The organism is Pseudomonas sp. RL_5y_Pfl2_69 (genome assembly GCF_963970465.1).
GTDB lineage: Bacteria > Pseudomonadota > Gammaproteobacteria > Pseudomonadales > Pseudomonadaceae > Aquipseudomonas.
Map to the genome: position 1 here is coordinate 517,716 of NZ_CAXAOU010000002.1, position 18,465 is coordinate 536,180.

14 protein-coding genes are annotated in these 18,465 nt (G+C 58.8%); 6 read left to right on the top strand and 8 right to left on the bottom strand.

The window, feature by feature from the left end:
• Positions 1-88 precede the first annotated feature (88 nt).
• From AACY07_RS05670 to rloA, 8 genes are all read right to left on the bottom strand, one after another.
• Entirely contained in the window at positions 89-2,527 is a 2,439-nt protein-coding gene (locus AACY07_RS05670) for a TonB-dependent siderophore receptor (protein WP_339473820.1), read from the bottom strand.
• A 76-nt stretch (positions 2,528-2,603) separates the two neighbouring features.
• Positions 2,604-3,590, bottom strand: coding sequence for a FecR family protein (locus tag AACY07_RS05675; RefSeq protein ID WP_339473822.1), 987 nt, complete (start codon positions 3,588-3,590; stop codon positions 2,604-2,606).
• Between the two features lie 7 nt (positions 3,591-3,597).
• The gene (locus tag AACY07_RS05680) at positions 3,598-4,116 is read right to left on the bottom strand and encodes a sigma-70 family RNA polymerase sigma factor (RefSeq protein WP_339473823.1); all 519 of its coding nucleotides are present in this window, start codon (positions 4,114-4,116) and stop codon (positions 3,598-3,600) included.
• A 168-nt stretch (positions 4,117-4,284) separates the two neighbouring features.
• Positions 4,285-5,019, bottom strand: a complete 735-nt coding sequence (locus tag AACY07_RS05685; protein ID WP_339473824.1) for a phosphoadenylyl-sulfate reductase — start codon at positions 5,017-5,019, stop codon at positions 4,285-4,287.
• Positions 5,020-5,087: 68 nt separating this feature from the next.
• Positions 5,088-6,431 carry an aminodeoxychorismate synthase component I gene (gene pabB / locus AACY07_RS05690; RefSeq protein WP_339473825.1) on the bottom strand — a complete coding sequence of 448 codons (1,344 nt, stop codon included), beginning with the start codon at positions 6,429-6,431 and terminating at the stop codon, positions 5,088-5,090.
• Positions 6,432-6,610: 179 nt separating this feature from the next.
• On the bottom strand, positions 6,611-7,594 hold the full coding sequence (locus AACY07_RS05695) for an alpha-L-glutamate ligase-like protein (protein WP_339473826.1): 984 nt from the start codon (positions 7,592-7,594) through the stop codon (positions 6,611-6,613).
• Positions 7,594-9,126 (bottom strand): osmotic stress tolerance membrane protein RloB, encoded by a 1,533-nt coding sequence (gene rloB / locus AACY07_RS05700; RefSeq protein ID WP_133075715.1) that lies wholly within the window; start codon positions 9,124-9,126, stop codon positions 7,594-7,596. Before rloB ends, AACY07_RS05695 begins: the two co-directional genes overlap by 1 nt.
• A 5-nt stretch (positions 9,127-9,131) precedes the next feature.
• On the bottom strand, positions 9,132-9,668 hold the full coding sequence (gene rloA, locus AACY07_RS05705; protein WP_133075714.1) for a retropepsin-like aspartic peptidase RloA: 537 nt from the start codon (positions 9,666-9,668) through the stop codon (positions 9,132-9,134).
• A 281-nt stretch (positions 9,669-9,949) separates the two neighbouring features.
• Between rloA and AACY07_RS05710 the strand changes: the two genes are divergently transcribed.
• The 6 genes from AACY07_RS05710 to prpD all read left to right on the top strand — a co-directional run bounded on the left by AACY07_RS05710 (position 9,950) and on the right by prpD (position 18,450).
• On the top strand, positions 9,950-10,672 hold the full coding sequence (locus tag AACY07_RS05710; RefSeq protein ID WP_339473829.1) for a GntR family transcriptional regulator: 723 nt from the start codon (positions 9,950-9,952) through the stop codon (positions 10,670-10,672).
• Positions 10,669-11,556: a methylisocitrate lyase gene (prpB, locus tag AACY07_RS05715; protein ID WP_133075712.1), complete on the top strand. Its 888-nt coding sequence runs from the start codon at positions 10,669-10,671 to the stop codon at positions 11,554-11,556. The genes AACY07_RS05710 and prpB overlap by 4 nt, the downstream gene beginning before the upstream one ends.
• A 160-nt stretch (positions 11,557-11,716) precedes the next feature.
• Entirely contained in the window at positions 11,717-12,844 is a 1,128-nt protein-coding gene (gene prpC, locus AACY07_RS05720; protein ID WP_326425647.1) for a bifunctional 2-methylcitrate synthase/citrate synthase, read from the top strand.
• Positions 12,845-13,002: 158 nt separating this feature from the next.
• Positions 13,003-15,594: a Fe/S-dependent 2-methylisocitrate dehydratase AcnD gene (gene acnD, locus AACY07_RS05725; RefSeq protein ID WP_339473832.1), complete on the top strand. Its 2,592-nt coding sequence runs from the start codon at positions 13,003-13,005 to the stop codon at positions 15,592-15,594.
• A gap of 47 nt (positions 15,595-15,641) precedes the next feature.
• Complete coding sequence (prpF, locus tag AACY07_RS05730; RefSeq protein ID WP_339473834.1) at positions 15,642-16,832, top strand: 2-methylaconitate cis-trans isomerase PrpF; 1,191 nt, start codon at positions 15,642-15,644, stop codon at positions 16,830-16,832.
• A gap of 133 nt (positions 16,833-16,965) precedes the next feature.
• Positions 16,966-18,450: a 2-methylcitrate dehydratase gene (gene prpD, locus AACY07_RS05735; protein WP_339473836.1), complete on the top strand. Its 1,485-nt coding sequence runs from the start codon at positions 16,966-16,968 to the stop codon at positions 18,448-18,450.
• Positions 18,451-18,465 lie beyond the last annotated feature (15 nt).

Consider the following 18,465-nt stretch of genomic DNA (forward strand, 5'->3'; position numbering starts at 1 on the left):
TGTGCGTGTGTGTTTTTGTTGAAGGTCAAAAACCCGTAGCAGCAGCCTCGTTCCTACGGCAGCTGCTACGAAAATTGCATTTGCCCTCTTAGAAATCCCAGCGCGTTGTCACCATGACGTTGCGCGGGTCTCCGTAGTACGACGAGTTGTAAAAACCGATGTTGGTGTAATACGCCTTGTCGAACACGTTGTTGAGGTTGACGGTAGTCGAAAGATTTTTTGAAATCTGATAGCGCGCCATCAAATCAACCAGCCAGTACGGATCCTGGGAAAACTTTTCCTCGACGCCGCCTTTGTTCCAGTTGGTCAGCACCTGCCAGCCCGTGCTTTGCCACCGAACGCCGCCGCCCAGGGTCAATTTGTCGAGATCACCGGTCAGCTTGTAGCTGGTGTACAGGTTGATCTGGTCCTCAGGCTCCCATGTCGAAACCTTTTTCCCGCTCTGGTCACGCACCACCTTGTGTGTGTAGCCCGCCTGCAACTGCCAGCCCGGCATCAGCTCCCCGGAGATTTCTGCTTCGTAACCCTTGGTCGTGGCTTTGATGCCTTTATAGGCGTAGTCAATGTCCGGGTTGGTTGGATTGCCGTTGTAGGCCGTATCTGCTTCAGGGCGGTTGTCCTGATGCACTTCGAAATACGCGAGGCTTGAGTTCAGGCGGCCATCAAAGAATTCGCCTTTCAGCCCCAGCTCGTAGTTGGTGCCTTCATCGGGTTCAAGCATCTTGTTGTCGCGATTGCGGTAGTACGACTGTGGCAAGAAGATTTCTGTATAGCTTGTGTAGGCAGAAATAGTGTCGTTGATGTCGTAGATCAAGGCGGCATATGGAAGCACTTTGCCAGTGTCTTTGGCGTGGCTGGTACCGGTCAGTGTGTAGTTGGCCACGCGGGTGCCCAGCATCAGCTTCAAGTCGTCGGCCAGGCTGAAGCGGCCGGTCATGTAGGTGCCGACCTGGCGCGTGGTTTCATCATTGTATGAAGTCACGTTGCGCCAGTCCGGTTCAGGCGCGTCGCCTTTCCAGTTGTAGTAGTCGTAGGCGTTGTTGCCCATGTTGGCATTGGTGTAATCCTTGCCGGTCCAATGGGATCTGGATACCGAGCCGCCGACCACCAGTTCGTGCTCGCGCCCCAGCAGGCTGAAAGGGCCGGTGGCAAAGAGGTCGCCGCTGTCGCTGACGTATTCGCCGGTGTACTTGCGCGCAAGGATCGGCGCCAGGCCGGTGGTGGCGTCCGGGTCGAGCAGTGCGCCCAGTGGAGCGTTATAGCCGTTGATCTGGTGGTTGTACTGACCTTTGACGACCCAGCCATTGTCGAAATTGTGCTCCAGGGTCGAGAACACGGTGCGGGTGTACTGCTTCCAGCTGCTCCATTTGGTGCCGTTGTTGAACGAGCGTGGGGTGCTGATGCGATCCCCTTTGGAGTTGAACAGCGATGCGCTGCCCGACCAGCTCGAGCCTTTTGGGTTGTTGTCCTGATAGTCGGCGCCAAGGGTCAGTAAGGTGTCAGGGCTCAGATCTACCTCAAGAATCCCGTAGTAGACCTCGCTGTCGCGCTTGTAATGGTCCATGAGCGAGTGTTTGTCCTGATAGGCCGCCACAGCCCGGCCACGGACATTGCCGCTCTCGGTCAAAGGGCCGCTGACATCGATCTCGGAGCGGTAGTTGTTCCAGGAGCCAGCGCCTACGTCGATGTGTGCCTTGAATTCCCGGGTGGGTTTTTTGCGCACCATATTGATCGTGCCGCCCGGCCCTCCAGCGCCAGTGAGCAGTCCGGTTGCCCCCTTGAGGATCTCGACCCGGTCATAGATCGCGGTGTCGGTCAGGGTGTGCCCGGCTGAATATTGCGGGTCTTGCAGAATCGGGATGCCATCGTATTGAAAGTTCTTGATCGCAAAACCGCGGGAGTAATAGCTGGTGCGATCACTGTCGTAGGTGGCCACGGTGATGCCGGGGGTGTGGCGCATCACATCATCGATCGAGTTGAGGCCAAAGTCGTCCATTGCCTGGCGCGTCACCACGGAAATCGACTGCGGTGTTTCTCGCGGTGTCAGCACCATGCGTGTTGCGGTGGCGATGGAGCCTGGGGTGTAGGAACCGGAACCTTCGGTAATAGTGCCCAGCTGATTGGCGCTGACCTGTGTGGCGCCCAACTCCAGCGAGCCGCCTGCAGCCGGTAGAGCGTCGAGCATATAGCCATTGGCGCTTTTAACCGCGGTGTAGCCGCTGCCACGCAACAATGCTTCGAATCCGCTTTGTTCGTTGTAGGCGCCATGCAGGCCGGGAGTCGACAGGCCTTCCAGGTTGCTTGACTGAAAAATGATTGCCACACCGGCCTGTTGCGCGAAGCGATTGAGCGCGTTGCTCAGTGGGCCGGCTGGAATGTCATAGGTTTGCACGGCCGCCGATTGTGCCTGAGCGGTCGAGGTGCAGAGCACTCCGGTCGCCGAGGCGACAATCAAGTGAATTGCCAGGGCCAGCGGCGTGCAGGTACGCGGGCCAAAGCGCCCGCGCAGGTTGGAGGAAGTCAGCATGGAAAGCGCAGTCCTTTATGAGTCGTTGTACCTACCTTGACGGCTGACTCGGAAAAAGCGGAACGAATGGGAATTATTATTTTTTAGGCGGCTGCAGCTGGCTGATCACAATGAGCCACGGGGTATAGGTCTTTATCTGCAGGGGCAGGGTTTCGGCGATCAGTTGCAGTGCCTGGTCGGTATCGTCCAGAGGCAGCACGGCCGAAACGCGCAAGCTGGCCAGGGCCTTGCGATCAAACTGGAGATGGCCCCGTCGATGGCGGGAAATTTCGTCAAGAACCTGGGGCAGGGGCTGGTTTTCAACCACCAGTTGATGGCGCTCCCAGGCTTGATTGATGCTCGCGGCAGAGACCGTTCCCGAGAGCTCGACCGAGTCGCTGCGAATCAATGCCCGGGAACCGGCACCCACTTCCAGGGTTTGCTGCTCGTTTGCGCTCTGCGCTGCGACTCTCGACTGCAACATGCTCAAGACGGTGGTATCACCCTGGCGTTTGACCACGAAGCGGGTGCCCAGTGCGCGCATGCTGCCTTGAGCCGTCTGTACGAAAAAGGGGCGGGCGCTGTCGTGCGCAACGTCGACCAGTACTTCACCCTGCAGCAATTCAATACGCCGCTCTTGACCATCGAAATGCACGTTGACCGCGCTGGTGCCGCTGAGGGTAAGGGTCGAGTTGTCGGCAAGGCGCTGGGTCTTCCAGTCGTTGGGGCCGGTGCTGATATCGGCCATCCATTGTTCGGGATAAGGGCTTTTCATGACCAGCGTGACGGGGACTGCCAGGCAGCCGGCAATCAGCAGTGCGCGCAGGACCTGCTTGCGTTGGGTTGCAGGTTTGCGCCGGTTGAACCCTGCGTTGAGGGCCGCTTTTGCCGGAGCCGAGTGTTCGCGCAAGGACTGCAGGCGGTTGATCACATCCTGCATGCGCAGGGCGGCGCCAGCGTGTTTCGGGCTTTGTTGCTTCCAGCGCTCGAACTCCAGGCGCAGCGATTCACTGAAGCCTTCTTCGTGCAGGCGCAAAATCCATTCGGCGGCTTGCTCGTCTATCGTCTGGCGCGGCTCTGGCATGGCGGTTTCAGGTATCCAGGCTGTGACTGCAGTGCAGCAGGGCCTGGATCAGATACTTGCGCACCGTACGATCAGATAACCCCAGTTGTCGGGCAATCTCACACTGGGTCAGGCCGTCCAGGTAATACAGCACAAACGCCTGGCGCGCCTTGTCTTGCATGCCCTCAAGGATAAACGCTATCTGCTCGAGGGCTTCCAGGGTGGCAAGGATCTGCTCGGGTGACTGAAAGTTCTCGAGTGTTTCTGCCGTAAGGGCCAGCTCCTGGAGGTAGGCGTTCTCTATTTGTTTGCGGCGCACTTGATCGATGATCAGTCGGCGTGCCGTAGTGCTCAAGAAGGCGCGGGGCTCACGCAGGGTCGCCACCGACTCGCGGGCATTGAGAATTCGGCTGAAGGTGTCCTGTGCCAGATCCGCCGCATTGTGCGCGCAACCAAGCTTTCTGCGCAGCCAGCCAAACAGCCAGCCGTGATGTTCGCAGTACAGCTCGGTAATAGTTGCCTGGTAAGGGGGTTCACCCGAAGACATAGGACTTTGCCCAAACGTTATTGAGAATAATTACCAATTCTTAACGAAAGTCTGGGGTAAACGCAAGGTGGACGGCAGAAGATGTAGTCGCTGCCGCAGGCTGCGAGCTTTTGACTCAATCACCCAATCAAAAGCTCGCAGCCTTCGGCAGCGACTACGGGAAGCGGATCAATTCTTGGCGATCAAATTGCCGGCATGCAGCCCGCATTCTTTCTGCGTGGCTTCTTCCCACCACCAGCGGCCTTCGCGCTCGTGCTGGTTGGGCAGGACCGGACGGGTGCAGGGTTCGCAGCCGATGCTGATAAAACCGCGCTCATGCAGGCTGTTGTATGGCAGTTCCAGCATGCGGATATAGCCCCAGACCTCTTCGCTGGTCATCTGTGCCAGCGGGTTGAACTTGTACAGGGTGCGTTCCGGCGTCGAGAACGCGCCGTCGATTTCCAGTGCTGCGACCTGGCTGCGGGTACCCGGGCTCTGGTCGCGGCGCTGGCCGGTCGCCCAGGCTGTGACTGTCGACAGTTTGCGGCGCAACGGCTCGATTTTGCGCACGCCACAGCATTCGCCATGCCCGTCCTTATAGAAGCTGAACAGGCCTTTTTCCTTCACGAACGGTTCAAGCCTGGTTTGATCCGGCGAGATCAGCTCGATCTGAATCTTGTAGTGATCGCGCACTTGCTCGATGAACCGGTAGGTCTCGGGGTGCAGGCGGCCGGTGTCGAGGCTGAAAACCTTGACGTTCTTGTTGAGTTTCCAGGCCATGTCCACCAGCACCACGTCTTCGGCGCCGCTGAAGGAAATCCAGAGTTCGTCGCCAAAGTGTTCGAAGGCGAGTTTGAGTATGTCTTGCGGGGACTTGCTGGCGTATGTCGCGGCGAGTTCAGCGACGTCGAACGGATGGCTCATCAGGCGGCTTCCTACAGTAAATGGCGCTTGGCGCTCTCTAGTGACGCGATCTTAGCAAAAAGCGCGGGCTACAGGGTTCGCAGCGTATCGAGCAGTACCTTCACTTTGGTGATGGATTCCTGGTACTCGTCCTGCCAGTCGGAGTCGGCAACGACTCCGCCGCCGCCCCAGCAGCTGACCCGTCCGTCCTTGATCAGCAGGCTGCGGATTGCGATGGAGCTGTCCATTTCTCCGCGCACATCGAGGTACAGCAGTGAGCCGCAGTAAATGCTCCGGCGCGTAGGTTCCAGCTCATCGATGATTTGCATCGCGCGGATCTTCGGGGCCCCGGTAATCGAGCCGCCCGGGAAGCTGTCGCCGATCAGGTCCAGGGCGTCTTTGCCGTCAGCCAGCTCGCCGATGACGCTGCTCACCAGGTGGTGGACATTGGGATAGCTTTCGAGGGTAAACAGCTGCGGCACGCTCACTGAACCGGTACGGCACGTGCGCCCCAGGTCATTGCGCAACAGGTCGACGATCATCAGGTTTTCTGCGCGATCCTTGGGGCTGGCGAGCAGTTCGGCGGCGTTCGCAGCATCTTCGGCGCTGTCTTTGCCCCGTGGGCGGGTGCCTTTGATCGGGCGCGTTTCCACATGATTGTGGCTGACACGTACAAAGCGTTCGGGGGACAGGCTCAAAATGGCGTTGCCGTCAGGCAGGCTCGCAAACCCGGAAAAAGGCGTTGGGCAGGCAGCGCGCAAAGCGCAATAGGCGGTCCAGGCATCGCCCTCGCACTGGGCGCTGAAACGTTGGGTGTAATTGACCTGGTAACAGTCGCCGGCCTGAATGTAGCGATGGATGCGGGCCAGGGCCTGCTCGTACTGGCTGGCGCTGATGTCAGGCTGCATCGGTGTTTTGAGCGAAAACGGGCCGTTGTGTAACGCTGCGGGCTGAGAGAACAGCTGGATCAGATGTTCACGCTCCAGAGGCTCGCAGCCTGGGTGAAACACCAGTTGGCTGGTGGATGCCTGATGGTCGCTGATCAGTGCCCAGGTATACAGGCCCAGTCGCGCATCTGGCAGGTTCAGGTCGTCAAGGGCGTGGGCGGGCAGCTGTTCGAGCTGTCGGCCAAAGTCGTAGCTCAAGTAGCCGATTAACCCGCCGGCAAAAGGCAGGTCGTATTCGGGCGGGAGTGTGGCATTGCCCATTTGCGTGAGGTTGTCACGCAGGCGCTGTAAGAAAGCGCGCCCTGATTCGCCGGGTTGCAGGGTCAGTTCTGCCTGTGGCCGGGCACTCATCAGGTCGTAGCGTCCGCGGTCTGCGGTGGGGCGGCCACTGTCGAGCAGTACGGCGCCAGGCGCATGACGAATCACCGCGAAATAGTCAGCGGGATTGGCGAGATAGGGCAGCGGGTGTACAGAACAGGTCAACATGCGAAGCAAATCAGCCATCGGAGCGAGGTGCCGATTGTAGTCCTGTGCAGGACTGCAAATCTATGTGGCTTGTGGGAACTGTGGGAGCGGGCTTGTTCGCGATGGCGTCGATGCGGTCTGTCAGGCAAACCGAGTTGATAGCATCGCGAGCAAGCCCGCTCCCACAGGTTTTGAAACGCTTATTCGGGCTGGTGAATATGCCCGAACAGTTCCTGGGCAAAGCGCACGCGCTCTTCCGGGGTTTCCTTGATGCCTTTGGCTGCCAGCTCTTCTAGACGAGCCTCGACCGCATGGGTACGCAGGGTCAGGCCACAGTCGTTGGCGATCTGGATATTCAGGCCCGGGCGGGCGTTGAGCTCCAGAATCAGCGGGCCTTTGTCCTGGTCAAGCACCATGTCGACACCGATGTATCCCAGGCCGCACAGCTCGTAACATCCGGCCGCCAGTTTCATGAAACCGTCCCAGTTGGGCAGTTGCACGCCATCCACCGCATTGGTGGTGTCGGGGTGTTTGCTGATGATGTTGTTCAGCCAGGTACCGCGCAGGGTCAGGCCAGTGGCCAGATCCACGCCCACACCGATGGCGCCCTGGTGCAGGTTGGCCTTGCCGCCCGATTGACGGGTCGGCAAACGCAGCATGGCCATCACCGGATAGCCCATCAGTACGATGATGCGGATATCCGGCACACCTTCGTAGCTGATGCTTTTGAAGATCTGGTCCGGCGTAACACGGTACTCGATCAGCGCCCGGTCACGGTGGCCGCCCAGGGAGTAGAGGCCGGTCAGGATGCTGGAGATCTGATGCTCGATTTCTTCATGGCTGATGATCTTGCCCGAGACCGTACGAAAACGGTCTTCGAAACGATCGGCGATCACCAGAATGCCATCACCGCCCGCACCTTGTGCAGGCTTGATCACGAAGTCGCTGCGATCACCGATGATTTCATCGAGCTTGTCGATTTCTTTCTCGGTGGAAATCACGCCGTACATTTCGGGCACGTGAATGCCCGCTTTGATGGCGCGTTCCTTGGTGATGATCTTGTCATCCACAATCGGGTACAGGCTGCGTTTGTTGTACTTGAGTACGTAGTCCGCATTGCGCCGATTGATGCCCATGATGCCCTTGGCTTCCAGGGCCTTCCAGGTCTTCCAGAAGCCGAACATCAGGAGTCAGCCTTCAAGAACGCTTTGAAACGCACCAGCTCGGTCAGGCGGTAGCCGCGATAGCGACCCATTGCCAGCATAAAGCCAACCATGATCAGCAGGACTGCCGGGAAGGTAAACACGAAGTAGACCAGTTCCGGAATGCTCATCACCAGGTACGCCAGTGTGGCGGCGAACAGTGTGCCGATTGCGACTTTCATCGCATGCCCGCCCCCTCGTTCTTCCCATGTGATCGACAGGCGCTCGATGGTCATTGTCAGAATCACCATCGGGAACAGTGCCACGGAAAGTCCGCGCTCCAGGCCCAGCTTGTGGCTGAACAGGCTGATGGCTGCGATCAATATCACCACGAACGTCAGCACCACTGACAGGCGCGGCAGCATTTGCAGTTTCAAGTGTTCAAGGTAGGAACGCAGCGTCAGCCCGAGTGCGGTGATCACTGTAAACAGGATGATCCCGAAGCCCAGCTGGGTTTCGCGGAAGGCTAGGGCGATCAGTACCGGGGTAAATGTACCCAGGGTTTGCAGGCCGATCAGGTTGCGCAGAATCAGGATCACCAGCACGCCAATCGGGATCATCACCATGATCATGAAGGTTTGCTGGGTCTGCAGCGGCAAGCCGTAGAGCGAGTACTCAAGGAAGTTGGCGTCGGTGTTTTCGTCTGTCAGCTTGGCCAGGCGAATGGCGTTCATTTCGCTGTTGTTCAGGCTGAAGGTGACGTTGGGTTTTTTACCGCCATCGACCGTGACCATCGGCTCGTCACCGATCCACCACAACAGGCGGTCATTCGGCAGGCCTTGCTCGCCGGTCTCGGGGTTGAAGTACAGCCAGTCGTTGCCGTTAAAGCTGCGCAGCCACAATTCCGGGTTTTGCGGCTGATCGGCCACCAGGCGGATGGTGTGAACCTTTTCCATCGGTACGTGGGCAATCGACAGCAGCAACTCGATGACCTGAGCCTTGTGTGCGGTCGACGGATCGCCAGCCAGCAGCAGCTTTACATTGTCATCATTGGGGTTGCTGACGCGCTTGATGGTCTCGCTGATAAAGGTTTCGACATCGGCAGAGTGCTGGCGGATCGGTGCGAGCAATGCTTCGGCAGCGATTTTTTCCGGGCCTTCCACGGCAATGCTGTCGCGGAATACCGGCCCTTTGATCTTGGTCTTGTCGCCCGAGTAACGCTTGGTCAGCACCAGGCGATAGTAGAGGGTCTGCTTGCCACTGACCCGGCGTGCGGACCAGGTAACTTTGCGGTTGCCATCAACCCGGTTGACGCTCACCCCGTAGTTGTTGGAGATGAAACTCTCGTTGAGGCTGACGTAGTCGCGGTTCAGCGGCGGTACGAACATCTGGATCTTGACCGGGTCCTTGGAGCTGGCAACGAATTCGACCTTGGCGTCGATGTTCCAGAGGTCATCCGTAGCATCCTCGGTCACAGGAATGCCGAGGGCAAAAATCTGGTAGGCCGTAATCGAAATGCCCAGCACCACAAGGATGGTGATCAAGATTTTCAGGTGAAGGGTAAGAGCGCGCATTTCAATTACTCTGCGGTTTGAGCGTTAGCGGCGCAGGCAGGTTTGCCAGCAGCATATTTAAGACTTGGGTCAACCAGCGCATCAAAGCGTTTCAACGCTTCGGAGCCGATCAGCAGCGGGTATTGGAACGCACTTCTATCGGTCAAGTTCACTTCGATGGTGCGTAAAGCCTTGCCCATGCAGATTTCCAGGGAAATGACCGGGCGTGAGGTGTAGTTCTTGTCGGCCTGCGGGTCGTAGTCGCCAGAGCGGCGCTTGATCTTGCTGACCCGGGCCAGCGGGCGTTCGATGGGGTGCGAGTGAGCATCATCGATGGCCAGGTAAAAGCGTACCCAGCTCTCTCCGTCACGCTTGAAACGCTTGATGTCCCGTGCGCTGAGAGACGCGGTCTTGGCGCCGGTGTCGAGTTTGGCAGCCACCTGCAAGTTGATGCCTGCGAGTTCGGCGTATTCATTGAGGCCGTACACTGTTTTTTCGGCGCCAAGGCTCAAGCCCGGTACGCACAGCAGGCAAGCGAGGATGTAGATGGTGGGAAATTTCATAAATCGGGGCACGTCTCTTGCAATCTTCAGTTCAAGGCACTGGCAGTACAGAGCAAGTTTCCTCGTGCGGCTGCCCGGTGGATGGGGGCAGGGCTGATGCGGTCGGCATTCTAACATGATGGTTTTATGGCGCCAGCGCCGGGGTGCTTTGAACCGGGGGCAAGTCCTGTCGATTAAACCAAGGTCGTATTAGACGATTGTCGACAATATCTATTTATTCTTTGACTCCTTGCGGCTAAATGGCTAATTTTGGCGCTATTGATTTGCAAGGTGTCGACAATATGCTGCAAGCACTGGAACCTGTCCCGATCACCCAAGACGACTCGGAAACCCTCTCCGAGAACGTGTTTCGGCGTATTCAGGCGGCTATTGTCAAAGGCGAGATCGCCCCGGGCAGCAAGATCTCCGAGCCTGAACTGGCACGCACCTACGGCATCAGCCGTGGGCCATTACGTGAAGCCATTCATCGTCTTGAAGGCCAGCGTTTGCTGGTACGCATCCCCCATGTAGGTGCGCGGGTCGTGTCGCTGAGCCACGCCGAGCTGATCGAACTCTACGAAATTCGCGAGTCCCTTGAAGGCATGGCCTGTCGACTGGCCGCCGAGCGCATGAGCGATGAAGAAATCGCCGACTTGCGCCGGGTGCTCGAAACCCATGAGCGCGATGAAGCGTTTCAGGCGGGTGTCGGCTACTACCAGCAGGAAGGCGACTTCGATTTTCATTACAAGATCATTCAGGGCAGCGGCAACCGCACCCTGACGCAAATGCTCTGCGGCGAGTTGTATCAATTGGTGCGCATGTACCGCATCCAGTTTTCAACGACGCCCAATCGCCCGCATCAGGCGTTTGCCGAGCATCACCGCATTCTCGATGCCATTGCCGATCGCGACGGCGAACTGGCCGAGTTGTTGATGCGCCGACATATCGGCGCCTCGAAACGCAATATTGCGCGTCACTACCAAGACGACGCCCAGCAGACAGCCACTCCACGAGGTGAGTCATGAGCAATAAGAACAGTCCAGGCCAGCGTTTCCGTGATGCAGTCGCCAGCGAACATCCCTTGCAAGTGGTGGGCGCAATCAATGCCAACCACGCGTTGCTGGCCAAGCGTGCCGGCTTCAAGGCGATCTACCTGTCGGGTGGCGGCGTCGCTGCCGGGTCCTTGGGCGTGCCGGACCTGGGTATTACCGGCCTGGACGATGTATTGACCGATGTTCGCCGCATTACCGATGTATGCGACCTGCCGCTGCTGGTGGATGTGGACACCGGTTTCGGCTCCTCATTCTTCAACGTGTCGCGCACCGTGAAGTCGATGATCAAGTTTGGCGCGGCGGCGATTCATATCGAAGACCAGGTTGGCGCCAAGCGTTGCGGCCATCGTCCAAACAAGGAAATCGTCTCGCTGCAAGAGATGGTCGACCGTATCAAGGCCGCCGTCGATGCCCGCACTGATGACAGCTTTGTGATCATGGCGCGCACCGATGCACTGGCCGTTGAAGGTCTGGAGTCTGCCCTGGAGCGTGCAGCGGCCTGCGTTGAAGCGGGCGCGGACATGGTGTTCCCCGAAGCCATCACCGAACTGGACATGTACAAGCTGTTCGCCAACCGGGTGAAGGCGCCGATTCTGGCCAACATCACCGAGTTCGGCGCGACACCGCTGTACACCACAGAGCAGTTGGCTGGCGCTGATGTCTCGCTGGTGCTGTACCCGCTGTCGGCATTCCGGGCGATGAACAAGGCGGCAGAAAACGTCTACACCGCCATCCGCCGCGACGGTACCCAGCAAAACGTGATCGACACCATGCAAACCCGCATGGAGCTATACGACGCCATCAACTATCACGAGTTCGAACAGAAGCTCGATGCGTTGTTTGCCTCAAAGAAATAACAAGACGCTGTGATCCTGTGGGAGCGGGCTTGCTCGCGACAGGGTCAGCGCAATGATTCAGGCAAACCGTGTTGCCTGAATCGCGAGCAAGCCCGCTCCCACCTGTACATTGAATAAAGAACTTGCCGAATCCCTAACAAATTCAAGATTGGAGAGCGCAATGGCCGAAGCAAAAGTATTGAGTGGTGCCGGATTACGCGGCCAGGTTGCCGGGCAAACAGCCCTGTCCACCGTAGGTCAAGAAGGTGCGGGCCTCACTTATCGTGGTTATGACGTACGTGAACTGGCAGCCGATGCCCGCTTCGAAGAAGTGGCTTACCTGCTGCTGTACGGCGAACTGCCAAGCCAAACCGAGCTGGCTGCCTATACGGCCAAGCTGCAAAAGCTGCGTGATTTGCCTCAGGCATTGAAAGAGGTGCTGGAACGCATCCCTGCCGACGCCCACCCGATGGACGTGATGCGCACCGGTTGCTCTTTCCTGGGCAATATCGAGCCGGAGAAGGACTTTTCCGAGCAGCACGACAAGACCGACCGTCTGCTGGCAGCCTTCCCGGCGATCATGTGCTACTGGTACCGCTTCAGCCACGACGGCAAGCGCATCAACTGCGTAACCGACGAAGAGTCCATCGGCGGCCACTTCCTGCACTTGCTGCACGACAAGAAACCGAGCGAGTTGCACGTCAAAGTGATGAACGTGTCGCTGATTCTCTATGCCGAGCACGAATTCAACGCTTCGACCTTTACCGCACGGGTGTGCGCATCGACCTTGTCCGACCTGTATTCGTGCATCACGGCGGCCATCGGCTCGCTGCGCGGCCCGTTGCACGGTGGTGCAAACGAAGCAGCGATGGAAATGATCGAGCGCTTCGGCTCGGCGCAAGAAGCGGTCGAAGGCACCCTCGGCATGCTGGCGCGCAAGGACAAGATCATGGGCTTTGGCCACGCGATCTACAAAGACAGCGACCCGCGTAACGAAGTGATCAAGGGCTGGTCGAAAAAACTGGCTGACGAAGTGGGCGACACCGTGCTGTTTCCGGTCTCCGAAGCCATCGACAAAACCATGTGGGAGCAAAAGAAGCTGTTCCCCAACGCCGATTTCTACCATGCCTCGGCGTACCACTTCATGGGAATCCCGACCAAGCTGTTCACTCCGATCTTTGTCTGCTCACGCCTGACCGGCTGGGCGGCGCATGTGTTCGAGCAGCGTGCCAATAACCGCATCATCCGTCCGAGCGCCGAATACATCGGCGTAGAACAGCGCAAGTTCGTGCCAATCGAGCGTCGCTGATCAAGCAGGCAGAGAGCCGACTGAAGGGTGGGAGCGGGCTTGCCCGCGATGGAATCAACGCGGTTTGACTGATAAACCCAGCGTCGGCATCGCGAGCAAGCCTGCTCCCACATAAGTCCTTTGCCCTTTTGTAACTACCGTGATCGAGTCCTGCGCCAATGAATACTGAATTTCGCAAAACACTACCGGGCACCCGGCTGGATTATTTCGACACCCGTGAGGCAGTCGACGCGATCAAGCCCGGTGCTTACGACACACTGCCTTATACCTCTCGCGTACTGGCCGAAAACCTGGTTCGCCGCTGCGATCCTGCCACCCTGAATGCATCGCTGAGCCAGTTGATTGATCGCAAGCGCGATCTCGACTTTCCATGGTTCCCGGCACGTGTGGTGTGCCACGACATTCTGGGCCAGACCGCGCTGGTTGACCTTGCCGGCCTGCGTGACGCCATCGCCTTGCAGGGCGGTGATCCGGCCCAGGTCAATCCGGTCGTGCCGACCCAGCTGATCGTTGACCACTCGCTGGCTGTCGAGTGCGGTGGTTACGACCCCGAGGCGTTCGAAAAGAACCGCGCCATCGAGGACCGTCGTAACGAAGACCGTTTCCACTTTATCGAGTGGACCAAAAAAGCGTTCAAAAACGTCGATGTGATCCCGCCGGGCAACGGCATCATGCACCAGATCAACCTGGAGAAAATGTCTCCGGTGATCCAGGTGCGCGACGGTGTGGCATTCCCGGATACCTGCGTGGGCACAGACAGCCACACGCCTCATGTGGATTCACTGGGCGTAATCGCCATCGGTGTGGGCGGCCTTGAAGCCGAAAGCGTGATGCTTGGCCGTGCGTCGTGGATGCGTTTGCCGGAAATCGTCGGCGTGGAGCTGACCGGCAAGCTGCAGCCGGGCATTACCGCCACCGATATGGTGCTGGCGCTGACCGAGTTCCTGCGCAAGCAAAAAGTAGTGGGTGCCTGGCTGGAGTTCTTCGGCGAAGGCGCTGCGGCACTCACCCTGGGCGATCGCGCGACGATCTCCAACATGGCCCCGGAATACGGCGCCACGGCCGCGATGTTCTACATCGACCAGCAAACCATCGACTACCTCAAACTGACTGGCCGTGAAGACCAGCAAGTGCAGTTGGTGGAGAACTACGCCAAGGTCAGCGGCCTGTGGGCAGACAGCCTCAAGGGCGCGCAATACGAGCGCAGCCTGAGCTTTGACCTGTCATCGGTCGTGCGCAACATGGCTGGCCCGAGCAATCCTCACGCCCGTGTGGCCACCACTGACCTTGCCGCGAAGGGCATTGCCGGACAGTGGGACGAAGTACCAGGTCAAATGCCCGACGGTGCGGTCATCATCGCGGCCATTACCAGTTGCACCAACACCAGCAACCCGCGCAACGTGATTGCGGCGGGGCTGATGGCGCGCAACGCCAACAAGCTCGGCTTGAGCCGCAAACCGTGGGTCAAGACCTCTCTGGCACCGGGCTCCAAAACCGTTGCCCTTTACCTCGATGAAGCCGGTTTGACTCACGAACTGGAAAAATTGGGCTTTGGCGTCGTGGCGTTTGCCTGCACGACCTGCAACGGCATGTCCGGTGCGCTGGACCCTGCCATTCAGCAGGAAATCATCGACCGCGACCTGTACGCCACTGCCGTACTGTCGGGTAACCGCAATTTTGACGGGCGTATTCACCCTTACGCCAAACAGGCGTTTTTGGCCTCCCCGCCGTTGGTGGTGGCCTACGCGATTGCCGGAACCATCCGTTTTGATATCGAAAAAGATGTGCTGGGCCTGGATGCCCAAGGCAAGGAAATCCGCCTGAAAGATATCTGGCCCAGCGACGAAGAAATCGACGCGGTGGTCAAGGCAGCGGTCAAGCCCGAGCAGTTCCGTCAGGTTTACATTCCGATGTTTGCCATTCATGAAGACACCGGCCCGAAAGTCGAGCCGCTGTATGACTGGCGCCCGCAAAGTACTTACATCCGTCGTCCGCCCTATTGGGAAGGTGCGTTGGCCGGTGCGCGTCCACTCAAAGGCATGCGCCCGCTGGCGGTGCTGCCGGACAACATCACCACTGACCATTTGTCGCCGTCCAACGCCATCATGCTCGACAGCGCCGCGGGTGAATACCTGGCGAAAATGGGCTTGCCGGAAGTCGACTTCAACTCCTATGCGACTCACCGTGGCGACCACCTGACGGCACAGCGGGCAACCTTCGCCAACCCGAAACTGTTCAACGAGATGGTGATCGAGGACGGCAAGGTCAAACAGGGGTCGCTGACCCGTCTCGAGCCGGAAGGCCAAGTGATGCGCATGTGGGAAGCCATCGAGACCTACATGGACCGCAAGCAGCCGCTGATCATCATCGCCGGTGCCGACTATGGCCAGGGCTCGTCCCGCGACTGGGCTGCCAAAGGTGTGCGTCTGGCGGGTGTCGAGGCCATTGCTGCCGAAGGCTTTGAGCGTATTCACCGCACCAACCTGGTGGGTATGGGTGTATTGCCGCTGGAGTTCATGCCGGGTACCAACCGTAAAACCCTGCAGATCGACGGCAGTGAAATTTACGATGTGATCGGCGAGCGCACCCCGCGAGCCACCCTGACACTGGTGATCACCCGCAAAAATGGCGAGCGCGTCGAAGTCCCCGTGACCTGCCGCCTGGATACCGCTGAAGAGGTCTCGATCTATGAGGCGGGTGGCGTGTTGCAGCGCTTTGCCCAGGACTTCCTGGAATCAGCCACCGTTTGATCACTGCGCCGGGGTCACGCGCCCCGGCCTCAACAGGACTGTGTGTTATGGCCTATGCAGCGCAAATCAGAATTCCCGCGACTTATATGCGTGGCGGCACCAGCAAGGGCGTGTTCTTCAGCCTCCTGGACCTGCCTGCCGCGGCTCAGGTGCCGGGTGCAGCCCGTGATGCCTTGCTGCTGCGAGTGATCGGCAGCCCCGACCCGTACGAAAAGCAGATCGACGGCATGGGGGCTGCCACCTCCAGCACCAGCAAGACCGTGATCGTGAGCAAAAGCCTGCACGCCGATCACGACGTGGATTACCTGTTCGGCCAGGTCGCCATCGACAAGCCATTTGTGGACTGGAGCGGCAACTGCGGCAATCTGTCGGCGGCCGTGGGTTCGTTCGCCGTCAGCAGTGGCTTGGTGGATACGGCACGCATTCCCGATAACGGCACGGCCGTGGTGCGTATCTGGCAGGCCAATATCGGCAAGACCATCATTGCCCATGTGCCGATCACCGACGGTGCCGTGCAGGAAACCGGCGATTTCGAGCTGGATGGCGTGACCTTTCCGGCGGCTGAAGTTCAGCTGGAGTTTCTCAATCCGGCAGCGGATGAAGAGGGGGCGGGCGGCTCGATGTTCCCGACCGGCAATCTGGTGGACGACCTTGAAGTACCGGGCGTTGGCACCTTGAACGTGACGATGATCAATGCCGGGATCCCGACGATTTTTGTTAACGCACGGGACATTGGCTACACCGGTGCGGAGCTGCAAAACGACATCAACAGTGACCCAAAAGCCCTGGCCATGTTCGAAACCATCCGCGCCCACGGTGCATTGCGAATGGGACTGATCGACACACTTGAAGACGCCGCCAAGCGTCAGCACACGCCCAAGGTCGCCTTCGTTGCGCCGCCTGCGGCGTATGTGTCGTCCAGTGGCAAGCCGGTGGCTGCGCAGGATGTGGACTTGCTGGTACGGGCCTTGTCGATGGGCAAATTGCACCACGCGATGATGGGAACCGCAGCCGTTGCCATTGGTACGGCGGCGGCGATTCCGGGCACGCTGGTCAATCTGGCGGCGGGTGGTGAATTGCGCAGTGCCGTGCGTTTCGGCCATCCCTCGGGCACCTTGCGTGTGGGTGCGCAGGCGCGCCAGGTCAACGGCGAATGGACCGTGACCAAAGCAATCATGAGCCGCAGTGCGCGGGTGTTGATGGAAGGCTGGGTGCGGGTGCCGGGCGACTCGTTCTAAACCCGGTTGGGGCGGGCCTGCCCGCTCCCACTGACTGACATCAGTATTTCAGAGCAGGCATTCAGATCTGCCATGCAACGACCCTGACCCTGAGGATGGAACACGACACCTACCCACTCTTTGGAGACACCCCATGAGCGCCAACGTCGACCTCAACAACCGCCCCGACTATGACCGGGTTTTGCAGGACATTGCCGATTACGTCCTGACCTACACCATCTCCTCCCCCGAAGCCCTGAATACTGCGCGTAACTGCCTGATGGACACCCTGGGCTGCGGCCTGCTGGCGCTGCGTTTTCCGGAATGCACCAAGCACCTGGGGCCCATCGTCGAGGGCACCGTGGTGCCGTTTGGCGCTCGCGTGCCGGGTACGTCGTATCGTCTCGATCCGGTCAAGGCAGCGTGGGACATCGGCTGCATCGTGCGTTGGCTGGATTACAACGACACCTGGCTGGCGGCTGAGTGGGGTCATCCTTCGGACAATCTGGGCGGCATCCTGGCGGTGGCCGATCACCTGTCGCAAAAGCGTATTGCTCAGGGTGAAGCGCCGCTGACGGTACGGACTGTGCTGGAAGCCATGATCATGGCTCACGAGATTCAGGGGGTGATTGCCCTGGAAAACTCCTTCAATCGTGTCGGGCTGGATCATGTGTTGCTGGTCAAGGTCGCTTCTACAGCGGTATGCGCCAAGTTGATGGGCGCCAATCGCGAACAGTTGCTGTCGGCGCTGTCCCACGCCTTTGTGGATGGGCAGGCGCTGCGCACTTATCGTCATGCGCCGAATGCGGGGTCGCGAAAGTCCTGGGCGGCAGGGGATGCATCGAGCCGTGGCGTGCGTCTTGCCGATATTGCGCTGCGTGGCGAGATGGGCGTTCCCGGCGTACTCACGGCACCGCAGTGGGGTTTTTATGATGTGCTGTTCAGCCATACCAACAAGGATCTGGCGCTCAAGCCCGAAGGTCAGCGCGAGTTCAGCCTGAGTCAGCCTTACGGCACCTATGTGATGGAAAACGTGCTGTTCAAGATCAGTTTTCCGGCTGAGTTCCATGCGCAAACCGCATGCGAAGCTGCAGTGACACTGCATCCGCAGGTCAAGGATCGGCTGCATGAAATCGAAAAAATTGTGATTACAACCCATGAATCAGCGATTCGGATCATTTCCAAGCAAGGCAAATTGGCCAACGCGGCTGATCGCGATCACTGCATTCAATACATGACTGCAGTGCCGCTGGCATTTGGCAACCTGGTAGCGGAGCAATACGAAGATGACTTCCACGCCGCGAACCCGATCATCGATCAGTTACGGGAAAAAATGGTAGTGGTCGAAGACCCGCGCTACACGCGTGAATACCTGGAGGCTGACAAGCGCTCGATTGCCAATGGGATTCAGGTGTTTTTCAGTGATGGCACCCATACCGGGCACGTGGTGGTGGAGTACCCGATTGGCCATCGTCGGCGTCGGGCAGAAGGTATTCCGTTACTGGAAGACAAGTTCAAGGCCAATCTGGCGACGCGCTTTGCAGGCCAGCGTTGTACCGAGATTTTTGCGCTGTGCAAGGATCAGGCAGCGCTGGAAGCAATGCCGGTTAACAAGTTTGTGGATTTACTGGTGATCTAGGGTTTTGTAGTCGCT